This window comes from Orbaceae bacterium lpD04 (genome assembly GCA_036251935.1).
In the GTDB taxonomy this organism is placed as follows: Bacteria; Pseudomonadota; Gammaproteobacteria; order Enterobacterales; family Orbaceae; genus Orbus; species Orbus wheelerorum.
Genome location: CP133967.1, coordinates 1,724,349 through 1,747,981, shown reverse-complemented (window position 1 = coordinate 1,747,981; position 23,633 = coordinate 1,724,349). Strand labels below are relative to the sequence as shown.

The window sequence follows — 23,633 nt, the reverse complement described above, 5'->3', positions numbered from 1 at the left end:
CGGTTCAAGCGGTAGAGAATTTACAGCCTAGCAAACAACGTCAATAACCAAGGCATGAGTGCTACTTTTGGTACACAAAAAACCGAACGTGAAATCAATCAAGAGCAGCATAATGTTGTTGGTAGCGGCGTGTCGGCGGGTGACAATATCACCATCAAGGCGGTTGGTGATGTGCAAGGTAACGGCGGTGATATTACGGTGAAAGGCAGTGAGGTTAAAGCCGGTCAAGATATCACGCTTGAGGCCGGTCATGATGTCAATGTTATTGGCGCCGTTAATACCCAGCACAGCGATAAAGATGAAAAAAGCTATGGCGGCGGCGTGGGGATCAGCTTTACGGTTGGTGGCGACCAAACGGGACTGCGCTTTACTGGTAATGCCAACTTTAGCCGTGAGCGTGAAAATGCCGATGGCAGCGCGTGGAGTGAAGGGATTGTTGAGGCGGGTAAAAACCTCATGGTTAAAACTGGTAACGATGCAACCTTAATCGGGGCGCAGTTAAAAGGTGATGGTGTTAAGATGGACGTCGGTCATAACCTTAATATTGCGTCCCTGCAAGATACTGATAACTATGATTATGAAAAAATCACCGCTTCGGTCAATGGCTCATTTGGTACAGGTTTTAGTGGTAACTTAGCGTTATCACAAACCAAAATGGACAGTAATTGGGCCAGCGTCACCGACCAGTCGGGTATTTTTGCCGGCAAAAATGGCTTTGATGTGACCGTTGGCAATAATACCGACCTTAAAGGGGCGGTCATTGCCTCAACCGCTGAGGATAAATCAAACAATAAACTCGACACTGGCACCATTAGCTTTAGTGATATTGAAAACAAAGCCGACTTTGATGTCAGCCATGTATCAATCAGTATTGGTACTAGCGGCGCATCACCGACAGCGGGTATGCCATCGATTTATCACAACAGTGATAGCGCTTCAAGTACGACTAAATCAGCGGTAGAAGACGGCACGTTAATTGTGCGTAATCAAGACGAACAAAAGCAAAATGTTGATGATTTAAGCCGTAATACTGAAAACGCCAACAATCCATTAGGTCAAATCTTTGATAAACAAAAAGAACAAGATAAAATGGATGCGCTTGACCTAGTCAGAGACATTGCCGCCCAAGCGAAAGATGTGGTCAATAAATACGATCGCATACAGGCGCAAAATGATGTTGATAAGAATAAGGATGAGCTAGCTAAAGCGGAAGCGAAAAAAGTATACGATAAATTAAGTGATGAAGATAAAGCAAAAATTTCGTTAGATGATTTTTATAAAAGTGATAAAGACAGCTTTTACTATAGCGCGGTTGATACTCAAGTCAAAAACAACCAAGAAAAGGTAAAACGAATGGTGGAATGGGCAGCGCTGTCAGTAAAGGCATTGATGCAGCAACTGCGATTGTTAGCGGCCTGATTACGGGTGATTTTACTGGCGGGCTTGCTGGCGCCAGTGCGCCTTATTTGGCAGAGCAAATCAAATTGGCGACAGGATCTAAAGACCCGATAACCGGCGAATGGAAAAATGAGAATCCAGAGGCTAATTTGATTGCTCATGCCATACTCGGCGCCGCAGTTGCAGCCGCGCAAGGGAACTCGGCATTAGCGGGCGGCATTGGCGCTGTTTCGGGTGAAGCGGCAGCTGATTATATTCGTAAAACCCTGTATGATGGTCGAGATCCAAGCGACTTAACGCAAGCTGAAAAAGAAAACATCAGCGCTTTAGCGCAATTAGCCAGTGGCCTTGCTGTTGCCGCAGGAAGTGGCGGTAATATTGGTGATGTTGGTACTGCGGTTGCAGGCAGTAAAAATGCGGTTGAGAATAATTCTTTGGCTAAACCTATAATTAAAGGTTTGGAAAAGGGTTATGAATTCTGTATGAAGAATGCGACCTGTCGAAATGGCCTTGCGCAACTAGGTGTGAATTTTGGTTTAACTAATTCTCAAATCCAGGAAGCAATGGATGCAGGAAGGAGCCGTGATCCTGAACAGATTAAAGGATTAATGCCTGAACAGGTTGCTTGGCTAGATCAACAAATTTTAGCCAAAAAAGGGCTTGCACCTATCATGTTTGGTAGTGATACGTGGGGCGATAAGATTTATCATGAATCATTAGATAATGAATTAAAAACGACAATAGCAATAGATCCAAATGATAGCCCTAAGTTGGAAGGTACTCCAATACCAGAACAGACTAAACCGATAATTATTGGCACGCCAATTCAAGAGCAAGATAAAGATGAAGGGAAATTTGTTACTCCAATCATAGATCGAGATAAAAATGAGGGCATTTATGCCGGTCCTGAAATAAGTGTAGGTAATTGGCAAGATAATGTTTTAACTGCAGATGGATTACCTCCGCCAAATATGTCGCCAGAGGGAGCTGGAAGATCTGGTGCTTTTAATGAAGCAAAAAGACAATCAGGAATACCTGTTACAACACAACCAGATCGAGTAGTTGATAACTATGACCGTCAAGGTAAAAAGCAGGAGGGAAGAGTGTATGAATTTGATGTTAGACATGAAGATGGAACTATAGAGGTTATTAAGATTCGAGAAGATGCTGGTGGGCATATCTACGGAGAGAATAACCCTCAAAACAGAGGACCACATTTTAATGACGATAAAGGAAACCATTATGATTACTGATTATAAAATAAGAAAAACTAAAAATATTCGAGGTGATGATAATGGCGTTTTATATTTTGAATATGTTAAAAAATTATCTCAGGATTATCCTGCTATTAGTTTAGAAGGATTTAATCCAAATCGTGAACAAGGATATTTTGATATTTTAATGAAACTTATTTATGCCACTGGTATGGATAAAAGAAGTAATATACTAGGTTACTATAGTGAGTTTGAACCATTACAAGATGATAATCCTATTTTAAAACATAAGGGCTACTGGTGGTTAAAAAAGTCACTAAATAAAAAATATATAAATTTACCATGGAAAAAATACCCATTTTTGAATAATAAAAAAGAATTTATTATTCAAGTTGATAAAAAATTAAAAATGGGAGGTATTGCTTATTTAGATATTAAAAATACAGATGAAATTGATGAATTGATCAGCAGTGTGTCGTATAAAATTAATCGTGGTTTTTTCTTTCTAATTGATAAATCTAAAATTGATGAATTTGATATAGCTATTAATCAGGCGGATTACTCTAAATGCATTGATTTTATTCTAATTCAAAAAGGTATAGTGTTTATCTTATTAGGAGAAGAGGATTTTAAGATATCAGAAATTGTCGCTATTTCTAATAATGGTATTATAGATAAAATAGTTTATAACTTAGAGCATAATAAAGAAATTAAATTAACAAAAGTACTGTAAAATTAATTTGTTAACATGAATTTAAATTTGATGATTATCTTCTTTTATCACAAAAGCCTTTCTTTAATTTCTAGTTCTGCGATCCCTATCGCAGAACTGACCTAATTATTTATCAACCATATGATCTTCCTCGCAATTTCCTCAATTGATCGCTTTTAAAGTAATAAACATGAATTAACCTACTAGCACGATTTTTTGATTAAAATAGCTAGTTAAAAGCTTTCTGTAACAGGAGCAAAACAATTTTGTTAGAGAAAGCAAACTGTTATACTACCTCGAAGCATGATCTCAAAAATAAAAAACCACAACAAAATCTGTTTCTAATTTAATTAAAGTAGATACTAAAATGTGAACTGAATTAGTACAATACTTTGAACGAGAACAGCAATATTGGTCAAGCGATCCAATTTAAATGAAATAAAGTTTATCTGTGTAATAATTTGTTTTATTCAAAATACTCAATATTTGACTATCACTAAAATTAAATCTTTTCATCGTAAAATCGCCTTTGAATCAGTTTAGAAAATAGCGTTCTGATTATTGGAAAACTAGAGCAAATGATTTTAAATAATAGAGGATACTAATGAATAAATTAGATGAAGTTATTAATCAGTTAAAAAAACTATCCAATGGAGAGGTAATGAATGTAGCTCTTCCTAATAACACGTTGCTTGATAGCTATGAAAAAGATATAGATTTTAGCTTTCCAGTTGAGTATAGAAAACTTCTTAAAGAGGCTGGTAATATTTTATATGGCACAATTGAATTATTGCTAGTAACAAAAGATAAACAGTATCCTTGCGAGTTATCTATAGTATTAAATGAAGCTAGAGAGCAAGGTTTACCTAAAGATTGGTTAACAATATGTGAAGATAATGGTAGTTATTATTGTTTAACATCAGATGGTAAAGTACGTTATTGGACATTAGATGGTTACAGTAATGACTCTTGGAATGATCTTGCAGATTGGGTTGAACAAGTATGGATTAATGGAAATTAAATATTGTTATATCAGTCGCAATATTTTTCTAGCCGTTACCAACTATACTATAGTTGATTAAAAAGACGACTTAACAGGGCAAAAGTTAATAAAATATCTTAATAAAGTATCCTTGCCATTAGTTTTATTGATACCAAAAACAAAACTGCTCTTGATGTTAGCCATATCTCAATTAGTATTAGTACTAACAGCCTGTATTCCATCAATTAATCGCAACAGCGATAGCGCATCAAGTAAAACTAAATCAGCGGTTGAAGATGGCACGTTAATTGTGTGTAATCAAGACGAACAAAAGCAAAATGTTGATGATTTAAGCCGAGATACCGAAAACGCCAACAATCCATTAGGGCAAATCTTTGATAAACAAAAAGAACAAGACAAAATGGATGCGCTTGACCTAGTCAGAGACATTGCTGCCCAAGCGAGAGATACTTTAGGTGATAAAGCAACCGAAGATGAGGTTAACAAGTTAGCCTATAGTTATGCGGTTGATAAGCAAGTCCAAATTAATCAAGAAAAAGGCAAAACTAATGGCGGAATGGGCAGCACTGTCAGTAAAGGCATTGATGCAGCAACCGCCATTGTTAGCGGTCTGATTACCGGTGATTTTACTGGTGGGCTTGCTGGCGCCAGTGCGCCTTATATCGCAGGAATTATTAAGGAACAAACTTATGAGAGTGACGATAAAGGCAATATTCGTTATGATGATAAAGGTGATCCAAAGGTTAATACTGAAGCAAACTTAATTGCTCATGCTATCCTCGGCGCAGCTGTTGCTGCCGCGCAAGGTAACTCCGCATTGGCGGGTGGTATTGGTGCGGTTTCGGGTGAAGCGGCAGCTGATTATATTCGTAAAACCCTGTATGATGGTCGAGCTCCAAGCGACTTAACGCAAGCTGAAAAAGAAAACATCAGCGCCTTAGCGCAGTTAGCCAGTGGCCTTGCTGTTGCAGCTGGAAGTGGCGGTAATATCGGTGATGTTGGTACTGCGGTTGCAGGTAGTAAAAATGCGGTTGAGAATAACTATTTATACGCACCAGAAGATAAGATAAAAACAGATTTAGAGCGTCAATTACCATATCTTTCGCCAGAAGATAAAGAAAAAGCTCAGGCCGCAATAGATAAAATAAATCAATCGAGCAAAGAAAAGAATGAAGCATTAATTGATGCATGCCAAAACTTGAGCTCATCAAAATGTGGAGAACTAAGACAAGATCTTGATGCCGCAGGTAAGTCCTATGATGGAAAGTTAAGTCCTGATGATCCTTATTATCATTATTTGCAAAGTCAGTATAAAGATCAGTATGATGGTTATAAAGAGATAAATTCATTAGAGTTTGATTTAGCTTTAAAAGATGTCGAGGCTTATCGAGAATGGAAAGCTCAGCAATTGACTGAAAATTATGGGTTTAGTATAGAAACATCTCGAAATTTAGTTTTTTGGGAAAGAGTGAGCAATACGGCAATGGCCGCAGCCGCTGCCATTGTAGGACCTAAAGTAGTACAAGAAGCAACAGGAACCAAACCACCAGTTATTAGCACTGAAAAAGGAACCTCGACAACAGCTAATAAGCCGAATAATATAGTTGGGGAAGCTGTTGGTGATATAGGTAAGGGGCCGACAGGTAGCCAGACTATTACTAATGATATCTTAGATAACCCTAGAGTTGGTTATGGTGAAAAAGGTTCAGGAAGTGGTAATAAGGTTGACCAAATCACCAATAAACCAGTGCTAGACATTGATGGTCAACAGATAACTGTTTATCCAGAAAAATTAAAACCAGGCGCAGTTCAAGAGTTCCCTTCTACTGCTAAATCACATGGCTTTAATGACATTATTGATAATTATGCTGGTCAAGCTACAAAAACAACTTTAAACAATGGAGCAACACTTCATCAGTTAGAAGGAAGTTTAAATGGTGTTTCTGGTAGATTTGAATGGATAGTAGATCCTAAGTTAGGAGGCGTAAGCCATCGAATGTTTGTACCAAATGGAAAAATAAATGGAGCTCCGTCTAAACCATGATAAATAAAATATTTAATGAACTAAAAAAGTTAGATATAGTTGATTGGGGTGTTGTTTATTTAGGTTGTAAAGGCCTCCCGATAGGTGAATTATCGCCAAACAATGTTAGTGACTATGCATGTGAGCAGTTAGCAATTATAGAATCGAATGATGCGACTTTTATGTCAGTTTCTGAATTGTCTTTTTGTACAGAGATAAATATTGAGGTTATTAATTTAATTAGTAAACTTTGTGACTTGAATAATGTTAATTTAATTCTTTCAAAGAAAAAATGGGTTGTGCTTTCAATCAAAGAATTAATGAATCACTTATCAAAAGATAGTGTGTATGGGCTTCTGGAATTAAATAATTTTTGGAATGAATGGGGAGAGCTAAATAATAGTCCAAATATAATTCAAGGAGTTAACAATAGAATGACTCCAAGTGAGTTTTATTCTGATGAGAATTATTTAAAAATTGTATTAGATTATAATTTATGGATAAAAAAAGAGCTAAATAAGCTGTACACATAATAAGATGTATTAACTCAAATTTAATCTGATAGTTACCAGATTTTTAATTTAGTTCTGCGATCCCTATCGCAGAACTGACCTAATTATCTTTCAACTATGCGATCCACTACACAATTCTTACGATTAATCTACTTTTTTGCGAGAATCTGGCGACTACTTCTAAAGTAACAAACCTGAATTATTCTGTTAGTTCAATTCTTTGATTGAAAAGGCTAGTTAACAGCGTGAAAGTTAACAAGAGTAACCTTAGTAAAACTGAGTAATAATTACTTAGCAACCGCTATTCAAGCAATAGAAGATTTACAGCTTAAAAATAACAAAGGTGACACCCAAGCCCTAATCGGGGCGCAGTTAAAAGGCGACAGCGTTAAATTGGACGTGGGTAATAACCTCAATATTGAGTCATTGCAAGACAGTGACAACTACGATTATGATAAAATCACCGCTTCGGTCAATGGTTCATTTGGTACGGGTTTTAGTGGTAACTTAGCGTTATCACAAACCAAAATGGATAGCAACTGGGCCAGCGTCACCGACCAGTCGGGTATTTTTGCTGGTAAAAATGGCTTTGATGTGACCGTTGGCAATAATACCGACCTTAAAGGGGCGGTCATTGCCTCAACCGCTGAGGATAAATCAAACAATAAACTCGACACCGGCACCATTAGCTTTAGTGATATTGAAAACAAAGCCGACTTTGATGTCAGCCATGTATCAATCAGTATTGGTACTAGCGGCGCATCACCGACAGCCGGTATGCCATCGATTTATCACAACAGTGATAGCGCTTCAAGTACGACTAAATCGGCGGTAGAAGACGGCACGTTAATTGTGCGTAATCAAGACGAACAAAAGCAAAATGTTGATGAGTTAAGCCGTAACACTGAAAACGCCAATAATCCATTAGGTCAAATCTTTGATAAACAAAAAGAACAAGACCGCATGGATGCCATCGATTTAGTTCGGGACATTGTTGTACAAGGTAAAAACTTAGGGCAAAAATACAGTAAAATAGAGGCGCAGCTTGAACTGAAAGCGCAAGGTGGCGTAAGTGATAAACAAAAAGACGAAGCTATCGAAGCCTTAAATCGACAAGGCATTAAAGCGACACCAGAAGCGATTTATAATTATACGGTCAATCAACTGGTGCAGAAAAATGGCATTGGTAGTATGGGCGATGGCTTTAGTAAAGGGCTTGATGCAGCCAGTGCCATTGTTATCGGCATTATTAGTGGTGATATTACCGGCGGCCTTGCAGGCGCCAGTGCGCCTTATTTGGCTGAGCAAATTAAAAAGCAAACCGGTCATTATGATGAGGCGGCCAAAGATTGGAAGACTGATGATAAAGCAGCTAATCTAATTGCTCATGCCATTTTAGGCGCCGCAGTTGCTGCAGCGCAAGGTAACTCAGCATTAGCGGGCGGTATTGGTGCTGTTTCGGGTGAAGCGGCAGCTGATTATATTCGTAAAACCCTGTATGATGGTCGAGATCCAAGCGATTTAACGCAAGCTGAAAAAGAAAACATCAGCGCTTTAGCTCAATTAGCCAGTGGTTTAGCTGTTGCCGCAGGAAGTGGCGGTAATATTGGTGATGTTGGTACCGCGGTTGCAGGTAGTAAGAATGCCGTTGAGAATAACCGTTTGGCAACTGTAGTTGAAGAGCGAATTGTTGATAAACTGGTTAAAGATGGGCATGATCAACATAAGCTTGATGCGGCTAGTTGTGCGCTGATAAAATGTTATGCCCAATATGCCATAGGTTCTGAAGCTTATAACCAAGCTCTCTCTCTAGCTAAAGAAGGTGAGCAGTATAAAGACGAGCAAGTGTTGTTAAAAAATAGCACCGTAACGGTTCACTACACACTAGATCCAGTTTACTGGAATAAGGTTGGGGAGAAAGTCTCAAAAGAAGAAGGTGGATTTGGTTATTCGCAGAAAGATCAGATTGCCGATGGGCAGCAATCAACTGATGAATTTAAAATTAACTATATTGCAAAAGAACTAGGTGTTGATCCTGGAGTTGTCCGTTTAACAGAAACAGGTTTTAATTTAATGGGTCAGGCTGGTAGCCTATACTATGCAGGAAAACTCACCAAACCCGGTGGCATGTTGTCTGATGACCCATACTTAGCTAAAGCAGAAAAGGGCGGAACGCTCAATATTGGGGCAGGTAATAAGCCAATTGAAGGAACATATAATATTTCAAATCCTGATTACCTTATGGGGAAAGGTGTTTATGCCGGAAATGCTAACGATTTATCTAAAATAGCAACAGGCTCTCAGAAAACAATAATTATGGAAAATCCATATGGGTTTAAACCTTTTAATGATGAAATATTAAGAGTTTTAGATAATAACGGGACTATAATTATTAAAGGTAGTTGGAATAACCCAAGTATGAAAAATCTTGAAAAAATAGCTGAAAGTAAAGGTTTTACCTTATCGGAAAAAAACATAATCTCAAGCAAAGGTTATTCTCAGTCTGATGGGATGCAAATAAAAAATGAAACAATAACTGAATATATTTTCAATAAAAAATAATGAAGGGATTTTATGGAATATCAATTAGATATAACTAGCAACTATCAGCAGTTTCTTTGTCTTGATAGTTGTATTGGGATAGAAAACTACCTATCTTTTGACTTTGCTAGTATAAATAATGACTTTGAAGTTAATTTAGAAAATATAGAAGTTAATATGAGTGAAAGTATTTGGTATTCTCCTATTATAGAAAAAAACCCAAAAAGTATTATTTCTAGTGGATTAGCTAAAATTGATTTGAATGACTATAGTAGCATATTTACCCTTTTGCTAAGAAAAGCGAAACTAGTTATAAAAAATGCTAGGTGTATATATCTAAAGCTCATTGATAATAAAGATGAGATTTACCATACAGTAGATTCAAATTTTTCCATTGGAGATAAATATATTTGGTTAGTAGGCAAAAGTGCAGACTATCCTAATATGCAAGTTAAGTTGAAAATTATTTTCTCTGATGAGTTAAATTTTATTTTTGAGGAATCAGATATCTTAATTCAAACAATAGAATTTGATAATTTTTTTACTAAACAGGATGTGGATTTTATAAATCAATATCAAGATTATATTATAAAATTAAAGAATAGATCTATTGATGGGCTTAATGTGAATAATATTAGTTCTAAATTTTTAGATTTTGATTTTTCGAAGAATTATTTTATTAGTAGTGAAAATGGTAATATTGCGATTAAAAACTATAAAAATGAAGAATAGAAATTAAATAATTTACGTATAATTGAATACGGAACCTATAATCTAATAATTTTTGTATATGTTATTAACTTTACTAGCTCAAACCTGATCTGACAGTTACCCGTTTTTCATTTGTGTCTGTCAGGTTAAATCTGGTTTATATTTTTCTCATTTCTCCGATTTTTATCGCAGAAATTGCTTAATTATATCCTAATAATACGATTTACTTCGCAATTTCTGCAATCAAATTACTATTTAATTATCCAAATGACCGTTTTTTAAATAATAAACCTGAATTATTTTGTTAGCTCGATTCTTTGATTGAAAAGGCTAGTTAACAGCGTGAAAGTTAACAAAATCACCTTTGGCCCGCAAAAAACCGAACGTGAAATTAATCAAGAGCAGCATAATGTTGTTGGTAGTGGCGGCAATATTGGTGATGTTGGTACTGCGGTTGCTGGTAGTAAAAATGCGTTTGAAAATAATAACTTATTGGCTATTCAAATGTCAGTTACTCAGATTCAACAATCAACCGCAGCAATGCTAGGTATTCAAGGTAGTAGTAATAATGCCAATGAACAAATTTCATTAGCAGTTGTAGAAGCACTTAAAAATATGGGTAAACTTGCTGCCGATGCTTATGAAAAATTGACAGATGGAGAGAAAGCCAAATTTGTTCATGAATTAGTTAAAGAAATGAGTCCAGACGATAAAGCGAAAATTCAGTATCAAATAAAACTGGATGTTGAACGTAACCAAGTTGCTACGGGTAATCGTCCGAAAGCGGATAGTTTAAATGATTATTTAACAAAAAATGATTATCTGACAAATTTACATAAGGAAATATCTGATTCTGGCTCATTACAATTACCGGGATATCCAATTCCAGAACCATTACCTCCGTTGCCAGGACTCTCTATTCCAGAGCAAGACAAGGATGCTGGAAAATTTGTTACTCCAATCATAGTTCGTGATAAAAATGAGGGCATTTATGCCGGTCCTGAAATAAGTGTAGGTAATTGGCAGGATAGTGTTTTAACTTCTGACAAACCTTATGAACCAAATAAAGGCTCCGTTGGAAATATGGGCGAGTTTTTAGGGCAATCTGGATTTGGGGCTGATGTTAAAAATAATTCAACAAAGACTAAACAGCAATATGGTGGCCAGAGTATTCATGTTGCAACTGATGATATGGCTAGTGGTATAAATAAAGGTGATAAATTCTATTTAGATGGATTACACAAAGATCATATAGATGTATTTGATAGTAGAGGCCGATTTAAGTTTGTACTTAATTTAGATGGCACGAAAAATGATGTTAAAACTGATGCAGGTAGAGGTAGGAGATTACCAAAATGAAAATAGATATTGAATTTGATAAGTTGAAAGAAACAATTTTATTAGCCGCTCAGGTACAGGGATTGTCAAAAGACGAATTATTGAATAACTGGTGTATTAATTATAAAAGAAATCAGGATGAAAAATTTAAATCTACATTAGAAAAATTAGATGAAAATATTAAACTACTTCATCAATCATTAGAGCAGAAAGATATGTTAGTTGCTAAAGTAGCAATAGTTAGAGCGAAAGTCTACTCTCATGATTTAATGAATTTTTTTGAAAATATTAATGACGATATTGATCAACTAGGTTGGGGGGATGAGCTAAAAGATAAGTGGCCTACGATCCCAGAAGACTACAGAGTACCCGATCATTATGATTATGCAGATGCTAACAAGCCTTATGAATAGCAAATATCTGTTAGATCTTCTTTGTAACAATATCGTCTGGTGGGAATTCCCAGCTTAAAAAACTGGGATTTTTTATATCTGCGATCCACCTAGTGGAACTGAACTAATTATTTACTAACTATGCGATCCTCTACCTAATTTCTACAATTAATCTACTTTATGCCAAAGATGAAAATGACTGCTTTTAAAGTAATAAACCTGAACTACTTTGCTAACGCAGTTCTTTGATTAAAATGGCTAGTTAACAGCGTGAAAATTAACAAAATATTCTAATAAAACCCTCTTACTATTAGCTTTGGTGATATTGAAAACAAAGCCGACTTTAATGTCAGCCATGTATCGGTAAGTATTGGTACCAGCGGCGCATCACCGACAGCGGGTATGCCATCGATTTATCACAACAGTGATAGCGCTTCAAGTACGACTAAATCAGCGGTAGAAGATGGCACGTTAATTGTGCGTAATCAAGATGAACAAAAGCAAAATGTTGATGATTTAAGCCGAGATACTGACAATGCCAACAATCCATTAGGTCAAATCTTTGATAAACAAAAAGAACAAGACAAAATGGATGCGCTTGACCTAGTTAGAGACATTGCTGCCCAAGCAAAAGATGTGGTCAATAAATACGACCGCATACAGGCGCAAAATGATGTTGATAAGAATAAATTGCCTGACGATGCGATTAAAAAAGCGAGAGATACTTTAGGTGATAAAGCAACCGAAGATGAGGTTAACAAGTTAGCCTATAGTTATGCGGTTGATAAGCAAGTCCAAATTAATCAAGAAAAAGGCAAAACGAATGGTGGAATGGGTAGCAGCGTTAGCAAAGGCATTGATGCTGCAACTGCGATTGTTAGCGGCCTAATTACCGGTGATTTTACTGGTGGGCTAGCTGGTACCAGTGCGCCTTATTTAGCGGGTGTTATTAAAGAAAAAACGACAAGCTATGACGAAAAAGGTCATCCTATTGTCAACACCGAAGCAAACTTAATTGCTCATGCGATACTGGGTGCCGCGGTTGCGGCGGCGCAAGGGAACTCTGCATTAGCGGGCGGTATTGGTGCGGTTTCGGGTGAAGCGGCAGCTGATTATATTCGTAAAACCCTGTATGATGGTCGAGATCCAAGCGACTTAACGCAAGCTGAAAAAGAAAACATTAGCGCTTTAGCTCCATTAGCCAGTGGCCTTGCTGTTGCAGCTGGAAGTGGCGGTAATATTGGTGATGTTGGTACCGCGGTTGCTGGAAGTAAGCTAGGTAAAGTCGGTAATAAGGTTACTAAAGTTGATAATGTTGTTTCAGATGCGAATAAGATTAACAAAGCTGAAAATGCAGTAACTGATGCTAATAAAAGTTCAGACTGGAAATACGCAGAAGGTGAGTATAGCCAAAAACCAACAAATACACTTAATGTTGAAGCTCCAACAAATGGTAAATATGATGCAAATAACTTACCTTATAATGATACAAAACAATTTGTTAAACAGGAATATGTTGATATTTTATCAGAAGAAGCTAAAAATCACATATTATATGGAGATAAACCTGGCAGTGGAGGTCATTTATTTCCTGGTCAAGCAAATAAAACAACATTTCCAAGTAACTGGCCAGCAGAAAAAATAATTAATGATATAGGGGATATTGTTACTTCGTCTAATACGCAATGGTATGCTCAAACTGGAACGGGTGGTTTATATACAAACAAAGGACAACCTGCTAAATGGGTTAGTTATACTGTTAAAGATGGAGTAAGAGTAAAGGTTGTTTATATGCCCGCTACAGGAAAAGTAGTAACAGCTTATCCAGATAATGCCCCGTTACCTAATTATAAGCAAATAAAATAAAGGAGAATAAAAATGTTTGCTAATCAAATAATGCATATTGGAAATTATTTTCGTGGAAGATTAGATGATACATATTTAAATGGTGCCCTGGATTATGTTAATCATAATGAGGAACCATTAGCAATAGAGACTTTATGTGAGCATCTTTCTGAATATGAAATCACTATTACTAAAAATGAATATAATGATATTATTCTACTTATTCATAAAATGGGGTTATCTGAACTAGATCCTCCATATAGTTATCTAGAAGAATTGATAAAATAGATCTTGTCATTTTATTCCGTTAGCTCAGTTCTGCAATTTGTATTGCAGAACTGAGCTAATTATCTTCTAACAATGTAATCTTCCCTGCAAGCTCGATGACTAATTAACCTTTTAGCGGTACAAATAAACGCTTTTAAAGAATAGGTCTAAGCTTATCCATTGTTTATTTAACCTCAGTTTCGTTTAAGGAAAAAATAAAAAAAGGCGGATTATTCATCTGAACATGGATCAAATTGAATAACGACAAACAACATAATCCAAAAGTGCTCAGATCAATGAAGATAAAATAACGCCAATTTTTGTTGATGTCGATGATTTTTGTCAATCCATACTCAAAAATTGGTATGCGTATCAAAAAAGCGTTCATAATCGGAAACGTATTCGCCACCAACAGCTCACAGAAAGTGAAATTATCACCATCATGTTGTTTTTTCATTTGTCGTATTATCACAAATTTAAACAATTTTATCTGTTATCTATCAAAAGCATTCTATCTAAATTCTTCCCAAGTGCGATGAGTGTAACGGTCAACTAAATTGGTGATGTTGGTACCGCGGTTGCAGGTAGTAAAAATGCAGTTGAGAATAACTATTTATACGCACCAGAAGATAAGATAAAAACAGATTTAGAGCGTCAATTACCATATCTTTCGCCAGAAGAGAAAGAAAAAGCTCAGGCCGCAATAGATAAAATAAATCAATCGAGCAAAGAAAAGAATGAAGCATTAATTGATGCATGCCAAAACTTGAGCTCATCAAAATGTGGAGAACTAAGACAAGATCTTGATGCCGCAGGTAAGTCCTATGATGGAAAGTTAAGTCCTGATGATCCTTATTATCATTATTTGCAAAGTCAGTATAAAGATCAGTATGATGGTTATAAAGAGATAAATTCATTAGAGTTTGATTTAGCTTTAAAAGATGTCGAGGCTTATCGAGAATGGAAAGCTCAGCAATTGACTAAAAATTATGGGTTTAGCATAGAAACCTCTCGAAATTTAGTTTTTTGGGAAAGAGTGAGCAATACGGCAATGGCCGCAGCCGCTGCCATTGTAGGACCTAAAGTAGTACAAGAAGCAACAGGAACCAAACCACCAGTTAGTAGCACTGAAAAAGGAACCTCGACAACAGCTAATAAGCCGAATAATATAGTTGGGGAAGCTGTTGGTGATGTAGGAAAAGGGGTTAATGGGCATGTAGATAAGGTAATACCTAATGGAAATGGTAATTTACCAGTAGTTCGTGAAGGTAAAGTTACTTATGAGCTATCAGCAAAACCTAATGCGGATGAGTTGAGAGCTGGTAATAAGTTTTCAGAGCTAGGCTACGATGTAACATTTAAGAAAGAAAGTACCCAATCAGGAGTCAGAACTCAAGATCTTTGGGTTAATGGCGTTGGTAAAGTTGATGTGTATACCCCAAAAATAACAGATCAAACAAAAATAATTAGAGCTATTGAGAAAAAAGATACTCAAACAACAGCAGTACTTACTCAAATAGATTTATCAGGTAAAGAAATGGAGCAAATGGCAGGTAGAGTTTGGGGTAAACCAAATGTTAAAAATATCAATACACTATTCTTTCAAGATTCAAAAGGTCAGATCCATCGTTTCGATCGCCCAGTAAAAGGAAAATAAAATGTCAAAATTAGTATGTCGTTGTGGATATATAATGGCTGTCCATACTATGGAAGAGGATTTTTTATATGATCTTATTCCTCAGAAAAACATGATGGAAATAGTAGGAGCGTGGGAAAGAATAAGGGACAATGAATATCCTGATGATTTGACAGAATTGTACGATAAAGATGCTCATGAGATTTATATATGTCCTTCATGTGGAAGAATACTAGTTGCAAGTAATAAAAATCCTAATACTTTTGATTCATATATCAAGGAAGATTAACACTCTTACTTCTTAGCTCTGTGATTCACCTCGCAGAGCTAAGTTAATTACCCTCTAATTATGTGCACTAGCTTAAACCACTTTACCTAATGGAAATAACTTAATTCATACACAGAGTTTAGGAAATTCTCAATCAGTTATCAGCCATGTCAGCGCCGTGCAATGGCAATTAATTAAAATTGGCTAATTTAGCCTCTTCAAGTCTATCTTCTGGTGGTAAGTTATCCGCGAAAGAAATTGAACGTATCTCACAAGATTTGGCTGAAAAGGGGACGAGTGCAGCAGGACAAGTTGGTAATAATTTAAACATCAATGAATTAGTTAACTCTGCCAATAAGCAAGTAAATGCTCAAGGATTATCTGAGGCGGCTAGAGCTTGGGAAAAACATGCGGGTAGACAAGGCGGAACATTTGAATCATTGAAAGGTAATATTACTCAAAAGAATGCGGCAGCTAGTGAATTTGTTAAGGGAGTATTAGAAAATCCCAATGCAATTAAAACTGAATTATCCGTGGTGGTATTGAATATAGATTACCCAATGGACAAGGAATTCGTTATAATGCAGACGGATCTTTCTCTGGCTTTTTAGATCCAAAAAGGAAATAGTCAATGATAAGTAATGATTTTGAAATCGATTTCTTTAGTGATAATAAATATGAAGAAATAACTGTTGAAGTATCCTATAAGGGACAAATACTTTGTCAACTTAATAAAGATAAAGGTATCGATAATATAGAAATAGAGTTTTTCTTTGATTTGAGAATATTAACAGAACCAGTAACACCTAAATTCCCACTGAGTGAATTTATTAATATTTTAAATGAAGCAAAGCAAGATTTAATTGCTTCATAAATAGAATAGGGACAATCCCGACCTAACCAGCGGAGAGATTTATTTTTAAATCTCTAGATCTGCATCGCAAGTTCAACAATCAACTTGCCTTTTTAACGGTGATAGTGACGGGCTTACCGGTAGTAAATCCGAACTGTTCCAGCCAGTTGCCTTTTAGGTGCAAGGCTGGATGTTTGCTGTAGTGAACCTCTGTTGGGCTTGCTTTGGGTTCATGGTGGACGCTGATATAGCCGACGGTATAATGTCGCTGCGAGCTGTTTCGCAATGTTTTATTTGTGGTTTTGCCGTAGAATGGGTGTTAGTCATGATAATTAAGCATTGGTAACAGGTTTCTGCCTGTTACTGCTGCATTAATATATTGTTTTATATTTATTTCATTGTTTTACTAAAAATATCTTAACCACTATCTTATCTTCTTTCGGCAGCTTCTCAATCGCTTTAATCAGCTTAAAAAACTCTCTGTCATTAAATCGGACATAATCCGCTACCATCTCATTAATAAGCTTTGAGATGCAGCCGCTATTTTTATATTAAAAACATATACCACGATAGATTTTGAACGAAAATGAAGTAAGCTAATATCACAGGTAGGCTAGCTGGTACCAGTGCGCCTTATTTGACGCTGTTTAAGGTGAAGCCTCCGCTATAATGCTCTATACCCAAAGCAGCTTAACGCAAGCTGAAAAAGAAAACATCAGCGCCTTAGTGCAATTAGCCAGTGGCCTTGCTGTTGCCGCAGGAAGTGGCGGTAATATTGGTGATGTTGGTACCGCGGTTGCAGGAAGTAAGAATGCAGTTGAGAATAACTTGTTGAGTCCAGCAGAGACCTCTCGATTATAGCAGTTAGAATTGCTATTAAAAAATGCAAAAAATGAAGATGACAAGGCTGCAATTCAAGCTGGAATTGATTCTATCCATGCAATTGATAAAGCGACAGATGAATATATCAATGATGTTTGTCAAATAGGTTCAAAAACGTCAGATGCGTGCCAATCTGCCCATAAAATAGTTGCTGATATGAAAGCTCAATATGATACAGAATATTCAGCGTACCCTGCTAGCAATCCATTGTTAGTTAAAGAATTATTTTATAATATAGAAGCAGCAAAGAAAGTCGATGCAACTTTTGCGAAAAGCGAAGCTGGAGCATGGATGTACACATTAGAAAACTATATGAAAGCTCATAATGTGTCGTTTGACGAGGCATACGAAGTCCATAAACTAGCAATTGATGTCAATGTAATGGCCAATATAGCCTCTTATTTAATTATGACCAAGGTTGCTGTTGATGTTGGCTATAAACCCGTTTCTAAAGGAAAAGGTAATGTAGCAAACGGTGTGGCTAAAGCCGAGGATTTGTTAAATAATAAAACTGAAAAAAGTCAGGGTTCTCAGACTGGTAGTGGGGTGGTGAAACCAAATATAGAGGATGCCGGAAAGGGAACTGGTAGTAATTTACAAGGAAAAATTTTAGGTGAATATTCAGCGGTAAAACCAGGACCTCTTTCTAATGATTTAGCCGGTACCTTGCTGGTGCTAAGTATAAGGAAGTAATGTTACAACAAGATACTATTTTGTATAGAGCGGGTACCGCAGATAAGCCGTTCGATCAATTTTTTAGTACGGAATCACCTCAAGGAGTGTTACAAACCCGTATAGACAAAGCTGTTTTACCACAATGGCCGGGGGGCGCTACTTCTCCAATTGATTCATCAATAGCTATAAAAATCCCCGCGGGAACGAAAGTTTATGTCGGAGAGGTTAGGTCCCAAAATGGAGTTTACGTTGGTGGTACTGAACAAATAGTTGTTCCTAAGTTATGGTCAATAAAAGGAATAGAAATTAAAGAGGTTAGTCCATTAAAATGATAAATAATGATGAAAAAATGAAAGAAATTCTTTATGAAATATCTGAATTGTTGATTAAAGGCGGTTATCCAGACTGGGGGAATAGTTTTATTAAATTTAAAGACGAAATTGCAGTTGATCCTTTATTTGTAAAAAGTCAATTAGCAAAGGTATTTGGCGGTATGGGATCTTTTAATGATATTGTTCTTTATGAAGATAAAACCCCATTGTTTGATGAGAATGAACGATTGGATTTTTTGAGAACGCAATTATATAAATTAATTAGTTACTAACTGTAATCGTCAAATTAACTTTTTAAAACGAGTTAAAATTTGATGGCTACCCTCTAATTTTGAATTTAAGTTGTAACTTGGGTAATAACGTTCCATTCTTTAAGTTAACACTCAGCAAGAATTTGAGAGGTTTTAGTTGAGTGTTATTTATTATACGATCTACCTCGCAATTTCAACAATCAACTTGCTCTTTTTAGCGGTAATGATAACGATCTTGCCGTTGTTAAATCCGAACTGTTCCAGCCAGTTGCCTTTTAGGTGTAGTGCTGGGTGTTTGCTGTAGTGAACCTCTGTTGGGCTTTTGGGTTCATGGTGGACGCTGATATAGCCGACGGTATAATACCGCTGCGAGCTTTCTCGCAATGCTTTACTTGCGGTTTTGGTTTATCGGTTTTTACCGTAGAATGTGCGTTAGTCATGATAATTAAGCACTGATAAAAGGTCACCGCCGGTTATTTTATATTTATTTCGTTGTTTAACTAAAAATATCTTAACCATCGTCTTATCTTCTCAAACGTCTGAAACGGCTTTAAAAACTCTCTATCTTCAAATCGGGCATAACCCGCTATTATTTCACTAATAAGCTTTAAGCAGCAGCCGCAATTTTTATATTAAAAACATATATCACGATAAATTTTGAACGAAAATTAAGTAAGTTAATATACAGTTTAAGATGCAGCATAAGGTAATTCCGCATTAGCGGGCTGTATTGGCGCTGTTTCGGGTGAAGCGGCAGCTGATTATATTCGTAAAACCCTGTATGATGGTCGAGATCCAAGCGATTTAACGCAAGCTGAAAAAGAAAACATCAGCGCTTTAGCTCAATTAGCCAGTGGTTTAGCTGTTGCCGCAGGAAGTGGCGGTAATATTGGTGATGTTGGTACCGCGGTTGCAGGTAGTAAAAATGCGGTTGAGAATAACTTTTTGAGTGCGCAGGAAGATAAAGAGAAGAAGGATGCTCAAGCTAAATTAGACTTGATTGAAAAAGGGACAATGGTTGTTTCTGATGACGAAAAGCAAGCGTTACAAAATGAAGTGTTAACGAAAGAAAATTTAGATAAGCTACGCAATGAAAAGCTAAATCAAGTGTGTCAAAATATCAGTTCGGATGAATGTGCATCAGAACGTAAAAAATTAGATGAAGCTTATCAATCGTATTTTGAGACATTAAAGCCAGCGGATCAAAAGAGCTATAATGATGCTTATGGGACTTATACTAAATATTATGATGGTTATAAAGATATTGAGTCTTTACAATTTGATCTTAATGTTGCGCAAGTGGAAAAAGATCGAGATATTTTAGCACAGCGGATAAGCGAAAACTGGAATCTTGACAAAGAAACCGCAGATAAGATAGTCTTAGGGATGCGAATTAGTAATGATTTAGCCGGTATAGCAGCAGTAGTCGGGCCGAATATTATTAAAGAGGCGCCGAATGCTGGAAAGGGGACGACGGGGACAACCACCAATGGATACAAGGTATCGAATGGCTCTGATAAAGCAATCGCTAAAACAGATTTAGAAAATCCAATAGTTCAGTCTCGTATTAATGTGAAAACTGGTGACACTGAAGCTGGTTGGATTCATGTACAAAATCGCCATTTCTCAGGTAAAACGAATGCTAGTCAATTTACAATTAGTGAAGCAGAGGCCAAGGCGATTCTGAATAGTTCTGATACAACTAAAATTCCAATTAGTAATACTAGATCTTCGTACAATAAAGTCACTGGTAAGACCGATACGCTTTATGAACGAGTTATTACATTAGACAAAAATATAGGTATAGATAAATTTAGTGGTAAGCCAACAAATACTATGACGGTACTTACTGATAAAAAAGGCAATTTAGTAACGGTAACACCAGGAAAAATAAAATGACTAATGATCAAGTAATGGCTGAATTCAATAAGATGGAACAAGAAATCGTTATTCCTTACTTAAAAAGCGTTTTTAATACAGTGGCTTCAGCATGTTGTTTATATCACATGATAGAACAGGGTGAAGATATATATACTTATCTTATTAATGGTGAGTCTGTTATTACTCTTGAAATTTCTCGAATTGATAATTCAATTATAAATGACGGAATTATCACTATTGAGGAATACGCAAAAATGAATAAAGGTAAACAATACCATCGTTATCTAAAAGAGCTTTTAGAACTATCCCAGCGGAGTGATTTTCAGGTTTAGTTTTATTGTTAAAAAAGATCCCAGCCTGATACTGGGATCTTTTTACCTATTTTTTAGATCTGCATCGCAAGTTCAATAATCAACTTGTCCTGTTCAACTTTAATGATGACGGCAACCCGGGGTAAAAGCCGAGCTGCTCCAGCCAGCGCCCATTAATGGTTAGCTGTGGTCTGGGGTTAGTGAACCAAAGGGGGTACATATTGTACCTGCGAGACCGTAAAATGAACAATAATAAATTGCCACCAGAAAAAATAATTGATATTAGATCTAAGATGCAATTCTATATAATGAATAGCTTATTGGGTGTCGCAACAAAAAAAATAAGAGGAATTTCATTAAATTACGTTAATGAAATAATGGATATTAACGTATTTTTTGATAATGAATTGACAGAGGATGAAGAGGAAGAAATGCAGAATATTGATACGGATGCTATTTCCAGTGCTTATCCAGTTCTCTTTGATTGGAATAATAATCCAATTTTAAATATAAAACAGATGAACCTTAATCTGCTTATTATTCCATCACCTATTTCAATATTGGATAAAAGAGGGAGTTTAGGATGGATTTATTTGCGTAAAGAGTATGCTGAGTAAATAAAGTAAAAGCTCTTAGTTGTACTAGTTCAAACCTTCAAAATTAGCTCGGCTCTGCGATCTCCGTCGCAGAATCGAGTTAATTATCTTCTCATTATGCTATCTATCTCGCTAGTTCAACAATCAACTTGCCTTTTTTAGCGGTAATCTTGCTGGTGGTGAAGCTGAACTGTTCTAGTCAGTTGCCTTTTTGGTTTAGTGCTGGGTGTTTGCTGTAGTGGGGCGGTGGCAGACACTGATATAGTCAACGGTATAATGCCGTTGCGAGCGCTCTCGCAATATTTTACTCTGGATCAGATAAGCTGCTTTTTAGTAAAAAAGGCCTCCGTCTTATCTTCTTCCAGCAGCTCCTCAATCTCATGAAATAGATTTAAAAACTCTCTCTTTAAATCGACTGAACCATCGCCCAAGAAAATGGTTTAAATATAAAATACCTTATTAAGCCTTTTTTAAACTGGATTCGCACTTAGATGTTGAATTTAGCCGCCATTTTTATATTAAAAATATATATTACGATAGATTTTGAACGAAAATTAAGTAAGTTAATATACAGTTTAAGATGCAGCATAAGGTAATTCCGAATTAGCGGGCTGTATTGGCGCTGTTTCGGGTGAAGCGGCAGCTGATTATATTCGTAAAACCCTGTATGATGGTCGAGCTCCAAGCGACTTAACGCAAGCTGAAAAAGAAAACATTAGCGCCTTAGCGCAATTAACCAGTGGCCTTGCTGTTGCCGCAGGAAGTGGCGGTAATATTAGTGATGTTGATACCGCGGTTACAGGTAGTAAGAATGCGGTTGAGAATAACTATTTGACGACAAAAGATGTTGAAGAAGCAGATAAAAAATATGCTGCTTGTGATACTGATAAAAAGTGTCAAATGCAGGTAGTCAAAGAAACTAATGAACTTAGTAAGCAAAAAGATAGGGAACTCCAAGATACCCTCAACCAAATCACAAATGAGATGGGACAACAAATGCATGAGGCAGTCCAATTCTGTGCTGGAGATATGGAGTGCCAGAAATCTGAGTATGATCGGATAAGACAAGAATCCAGAGATAAATGGGATGCTTATAAGTAATCGGCTTTAGATGGAACTGATTGGGAAAAACTAGATAATAAATATTATCCTGATGATACTAGAATTCAAGCTATTTGGGAGGGAATAACGGATGCACCTGATAAGTTTGTTGATTCAGCCATTGATGGCGTTGATAAAACGATTCGCTATATCGATGATAATTCACTAGATCAAATCGGTAGTGATACTTGGGACTTTGGTAAGAAAATAGGCAGTATTCCAGTTGACTGGCTAAATAAAGAAATACCAGCAGACTCCTTTGAAACAGCATTAAATAATCTTGGTAGTATGACAGGGCACGATGTTGGCGAGGCAACTTTTTATACGGTTGCAGGAACGGCAACAGCGACTTTAGGTGGTAAAGTAATACAGTGGATTGATGGTAAATGGACGCCAGTTAAGGTTAGTAAATTAGAACCTGGTAATCCTACTAGCACAAGCATTGTTAGAAATGGGGATCGCTTAGTATTAAACCAAGGTAATTTTCCAACTTGTGGAGCAAACTCTTGTGCAATGTCATTGAATACTCTAGGAAAGGAATATGACCTAGGCAAACTTATTACTGATTCTAAGGTAGGAACAGGAGGAGCAAGTATGTTAGATGTGACTAAAGCTTTAAAAAATCAAGGAGTAAATGATGCTAGATTTATTTCTAAGGCATCACTTGAACAAATATCGATAGCTACATCTCAAGGCAACCCTGTTATTGTTGCGATTAACTTAAATAGAGGCGGACATGCTGTTGTTGTTGATGGTATAACAGTTAAAAATGGTAAAGCGGTTGTTGCAATTAGAGATCCTGCTGGAGGGCGCCAATATTTTACTCCTCTCGATGAATTTAAACAGAAATTCACAGGACAGGCAATTTTTACTAATTCTAAATCAAAGTAG

25 protein-coding genes are annotated in these 23,633 nt (G+C 36.5%); all 25 read left to right on the top strand.

Annotated features, from left to right (window positions below):
• Positions 1–54: 54 nt before the first annotated feature.
• The 25 genes from RHO14_07900 to RHO14_07780 all read left to right on the top strand — a co-directional run bounded on the left by RHO14_07900 (position 55) and on the right by RHO14_07780 (position 23,633).
• Positions 55–1,419: a hemagglutinin repeat-containing protein gene (locus RHO14_07900; GenBank protein ID WVD70276.1), complete on the top strand. Its 1,365-nt coding sequence runs from the start codon at positions 55–57 to the stop codon at positions 1,417–1,419.
• The gene (locus RHO14_07895; protein ID WVD70275.1) at positions 1,362–2,651 is read left to right on the top strand and encodes an HNH/endonuclease VII fold putative polymorphic toxin; all 1,290 of its coding nucleotides are present in this window, start codon (positions 1,362–1,364) and stop codon (positions 2,649–2,651) included. The genes RHO14_07900 and RHO14_07895 overlap by 58 nt, the downstream gene beginning before the upstream one ends.
• Complete coding sequence (locus RHO14_07890) at positions 2,641–3,345, top strand: hypothetical protein (protein ID WVD70274.1); 705 nt, start codon at positions 2,641–2,643, stop codon at positions 3,343–3,345. The genes RHO14_07895 and RHO14_07890 overlap by 11 nt, the downstream gene beginning before the upstream one ends.
• Before the next feature lie 583 nt (positions 3,346–3,928).
• Positions 3,929–4,345 carry an SMI1/KNR4 family protein gene (locus RHO14_07885; protein ID WVD70273.1) on the top strand — a complete coding sequence of 139 codons (417 nt, stop codon included), beginning with the start codon at positions 3,929–3,931 and terminating at the stop codon, positions 4,343–4,345.
• 154 nt (positions 4,346–4,499) lie between these two features.
• Entirely contained in the window at positions 4,500–6,371 is a 1,872-nt protein-coding gene (locus RHO14_07880; GenBank protein WVD70272.1) for a VENN motif pre-toxin domain-containing protein, read from the top strand.
• Positions 6,368–6,883 carry a DUF2247 family protein gene (locus RHO14_07875; protein ID WVD70271.1) on the top strand — a complete coding sequence of 172 codons (516 nt, stop codon included), beginning with the start codon at positions 6,368–6,370 and terminating at the stop codon, positions 6,881–6,883. Before RHO14_07880 ends, RHO14_07875 begins: the two co-directional genes overlap by 4 nt.
• Positions 6,884–7,138: 255 nt before the next feature.
• On the top strand, positions 7,139–9,424 hold the full coding sequence (locus RHO14_07870) for a VENN motif pre-toxin domain-containing protein (GenBank protein WVD72501.1): 2,286 nt from the start codon (positions 7,139–7,141) through the stop codon (positions 9,422–9,424).
• Positions 9,425–9,436: 12 nt separating this feature from the next.
• On the top strand, positions 9,437–10,135 hold the full coding sequence (locus tag RHO14_07865) for a hypothetical protein (protein WVD70270.1): 699 nt from the start codon (positions 9,437–9,439) through the stop codon (positions 10,133–10,135).
• 321 nt (positions 10,136–10,456) lie between these two features.
• Positions 10,457–11,473 carry a hypothetical protein gene (locus RHO14_07860; protein ID WVD70269.1) on the top strand — a complete coding sequence of 339 codons (1,017 nt, stop codon included), beginning with the start codon at positions 10,457–10,459 and terminating at the stop codon, positions 11,471–11,473.
• Complete coding sequence (locus RHO14_07855) at positions 11,470–11,865, top strand: hypothetical protein (protein WVD70268.1); 396 nt, start codon at positions 11,470–11,472, stop codon at positions 11,863–11,865. The genes RHO14_07860 and RHO14_07855 overlap by 4 nt, the downstream gene beginning before the upstream one ends.
• Before the next feature lie 381 nt (positions 11,866–12,246).
• Positions 12,247–13,710 carry an EndoU domain-containing protein gene (locus tag RHO14_07850; protein ID WVD70267.1) on the top strand — a complete coding sequence of 488 codons (1,464 nt, stop codon included), beginning with the start codon at positions 12,247–12,249 and terminating at the stop codon, positions 13,708–13,710.
• A gap of 12 nt (positions 13,711–13,722) precedes the next feature.
• A complete protein-coding gene (locus RHO14_07845; protein WVD70266.1) occupies positions 13,723–13,977 on the top strand; it encodes a MafI family immunity protein in 255 nt (84 codons plus the stop codon).
• Between the two features lie 745 nt (positions 13,978–14,722).
• The gene (locus tag RHO14_07840) at positions 14,723–15,613 is read left to right on the top strand and encodes a hypothetical protein (protein WVD70265.1); all 891 of its coding nucleotides are present in this window, start codon (positions 14,723–14,725) and stop codon (positions 15,611–15,613) included.
• A 1-nt stretch (position 15,614) separates the two neighbouring features.
• Positions 15,615–15,881 carry a hypothetical protein gene (locus RHO14_07835; protein ID WVD70264.1) on the top strand — a complete coding sequence of 89 codons (267 nt, stop codon included), beginning with the start codon at positions 15,615–15,617 and terminating at the stop codon, positions 15,879–15,881.
• A 179-nt stretch (positions 15,882–16,060) separates the two neighbouring features.
• A complete protein-coding gene (locus RHO14_07830; GenBank protein ID WVD70263.1) occupies positions 16,061–16,471 on the top strand; it encodes a hypothetical protein in 411 nt (136 codons plus the stop codon).
• A 20-nt stretch (positions 16,472–16,491) separates the two neighbouring features.
• Positions 16,492–16,734, top strand: coding sequence for a hypothetical protein (locus RHO14_07825; GenBank protein ID WVD70262.1), 243 nt, complete (start codon positions 16,492–16,494; stop codon positions 16,732–16,734).
• 648 nt (positions 16,735–17,382) lie between these two features.
• Positions 17,383–17,574: a VENN motif pre-toxin domain-containing protein gene (locus RHO14_07820; GenBank protein ID WVD70261.1), complete on the top strand. Its 192-nt coding sequence runs from the start codon at positions 17,383–17,385 to the stop codon at positions 17,572–17,574.
• 9 nt (positions 17,575–17,583) lie between these two features.
• Positions 17,584–18,288, top strand: a complete 705-nt coding sequence (locus RHO14_07815; protein ID WVD70260.1) for a hypothetical protein — start codon at positions 17,584–17,586, stop codon at positions 18,286–18,288.
• Positions 18,288–18,602: a hypothetical protein gene (locus RHO14_07810; GenBank protein WVD70259.1), complete on the top strand. Its 315-nt coding sequence runs from the start codon at positions 18,288–18,290 to the stop codon at positions 18,600–18,602. The genes RHO14_07815 and RHO14_07810 overlap by 1 nt, the downstream gene beginning before the upstream one ends.
• Positions 18,603–18,619: 17 nt before the next feature.
• A complete protein-coding gene (locus RHO14_07805; GenBank protein WVD70258.1) occupies positions 18,620–18,874 on the top strand; it encodes a hypothetical protein in 255 nt (84 codons plus the stop codon).
• Between the two features lie 924 nt (positions 18,875–19,798).
• Positions 19,799–20,752 (top strand): hypothetical protein, encoded by a 954-nt coding sequence (locus RHO14_07800; GenBank protein WVD70257.1) that lies wholly within the window; start codon positions 19,799–19,801, stop codon positions 20,750–20,752.
• Complete coding sequence (locus RHO14_07795) at positions 20,749–21,066, top strand: hypothetical protein (GenBank protein WVD70256.1); 318 nt, start codon at positions 20,749–20,751, stop codon at positions 21,064–21,066. The genes RHO14_07800 and RHO14_07795 overlap by 4 nt, the downstream gene beginning before the upstream one ends.
• A 221-nt stretch (positions 21,067–21,287) precedes the next feature.
• Complete coding sequence (locus RHO14_07790; protein ID WVD70255.1) at positions 21,288–21,662, top strand: hypothetical protein; 375 nt, start codon at positions 21,288–21,290, stop codon at positions 21,660–21,662.
• An 810-nt stretch (positions 21,663–22,472) separates the two neighbouring features.
• Positions 22,473–22,742 (top strand): hypothetical protein, encoded by a 270-nt coding sequence (locus RHO14_07785; protein WVD70254.1) that lies wholly within the window; start codon positions 22,473–22,475, stop codon positions 22,740–22,742.
• A 288-nt stretch (positions 22,743–23,030) separates the two neighbouring features.
• A complete protein-coding gene (locus RHO14_07780; protein WVD70253.1) occupies positions 23,031–23,633 on the top strand; it encodes a cysteine peptidase family C39 domain-containing protein in 603 nt (200 codons plus the stop codon).

Excerpts from the sequence above, each read along its gene's own strand:
- RHO14_07865 (WVD70270.1), top strand. The coding sequence starts at position 9,437 with ATGGAATATCAATTAGATATAACTAGCAACTATCAGCAGTTTCTTTGT.
- RHO14_07875 (WVD70271.1), top strand. The coding sequence starts at position 6,368 with ATGATAAATAAAATATTTAATGAACTAAAAAAGTTAGATATAGTTGAT.
- RHO14_07810 (WVD70259.1), top strand. The coding sequence starts at position 18,288 with ATGTTACAACAAGATACTATTTTGTATAGAGCGGGTACCGCAGATAAG.
- RHO14_07780 (WVD70253.1), top strand. The coding sequence starts at position 23,031 with ATGACAGGGCACGATGTTGGCGAGGCAACTTTTTATACGGTTGCAGGA.
- RHO14_07885 (WVD70273.1), top strand. The coding sequence starts at position 3,929 with ATGAATAAATTAGATGAAGTTATTAATCAGTTAAAAAAACTATCCAAT.
- RHO14_07825 (WVD70262.1), top strand. The coding sequence starts at position 16,492 with ATGATAAGTAATGATTTTGAAATCGATTTCTTTAGTGATAATAAATAT.
- RHO14_07850 (WVD70267.1), top strand. The coding sequence starts at position 12,247 with ATGCCATCGATTTATCACAACAGTGATAGCGCTTCAAGTACGACTAAA.
- RHO14_07900 (WVD70276.1), top strand. The coding sequence starts at position 55 with ATGAGTGCTACTTTTGGTACACAAAAAACCGAACGTGAAATCAATCAA.
- RHO14_07855 (WVD70268.1), top strand. The coding sequence starts at position 11,470 with ATGAAAATAGATATTGAATTTGATAAGTTGAAAGAAACAATTTTATTA.
- RHO14_07845 (WVD70266.1), top strand. The coding sequence starts at position 13,723 with ATGTTTGCTAATCAAATAATGCATATTGGAAATTATTTTCGTGGAAGA.
- RHO14_07790 (WVD70255.1), top strand. The coding sequence starts at position 21,288 with ATGAACAATAATAAATTGCCACCAGAAAAAATAATTGATATTAGATCT.
- RHO14_07835 (WVD70264.1), top strand. The coding sequence starts at position 15,615 with ATGTCAAAATTAGTATGTCGTTGTGGATATATAATGGCTGTCCATACT.
- RHO14_07890 (WVD70274.1), top strand. The coding sequence starts at position 2,641 with ATGATTACTGATTATAAAATAAGAAAAACTAAAAATATTCGAGGTGAT.
- RHO14_07795 (WVD70256.1), top strand. The coding sequence starts at position 20,749 with ATGACTAATGATCAAGTAATGGCTGAATTCAATAAGATGGAACAAGAA.
- RHO14_07805 (WVD70258.1), top strand. The coding sequence starts at position 18,620 with ATGAAAGAAATTCTTTATGAAATATCTGAATTGTTGATTAAAGGCGGT.
- RHO14_07895 (WVD70275.1), top strand. The coding sequence starts at position 1,362 with ATGGGCAGCGCTGTCAGTAAAGGCATTGATGCAGCAACTGCGATTGTT.
- RHO14_07820 (WVD70261.1), top strand. The coding sequence starts at position 17,383 with ATGCTCTATACCCAAAGCAGCTTAACGCAAGCTGAAAAAGAAAACATC.
- RHO14_07880 (WVD70272.1), top strand. The coding sequence starts at position 4,500 with ATGTTAGCCATATCTCAATTAGTATTAGTACTAACAGCCTGTATTCCA.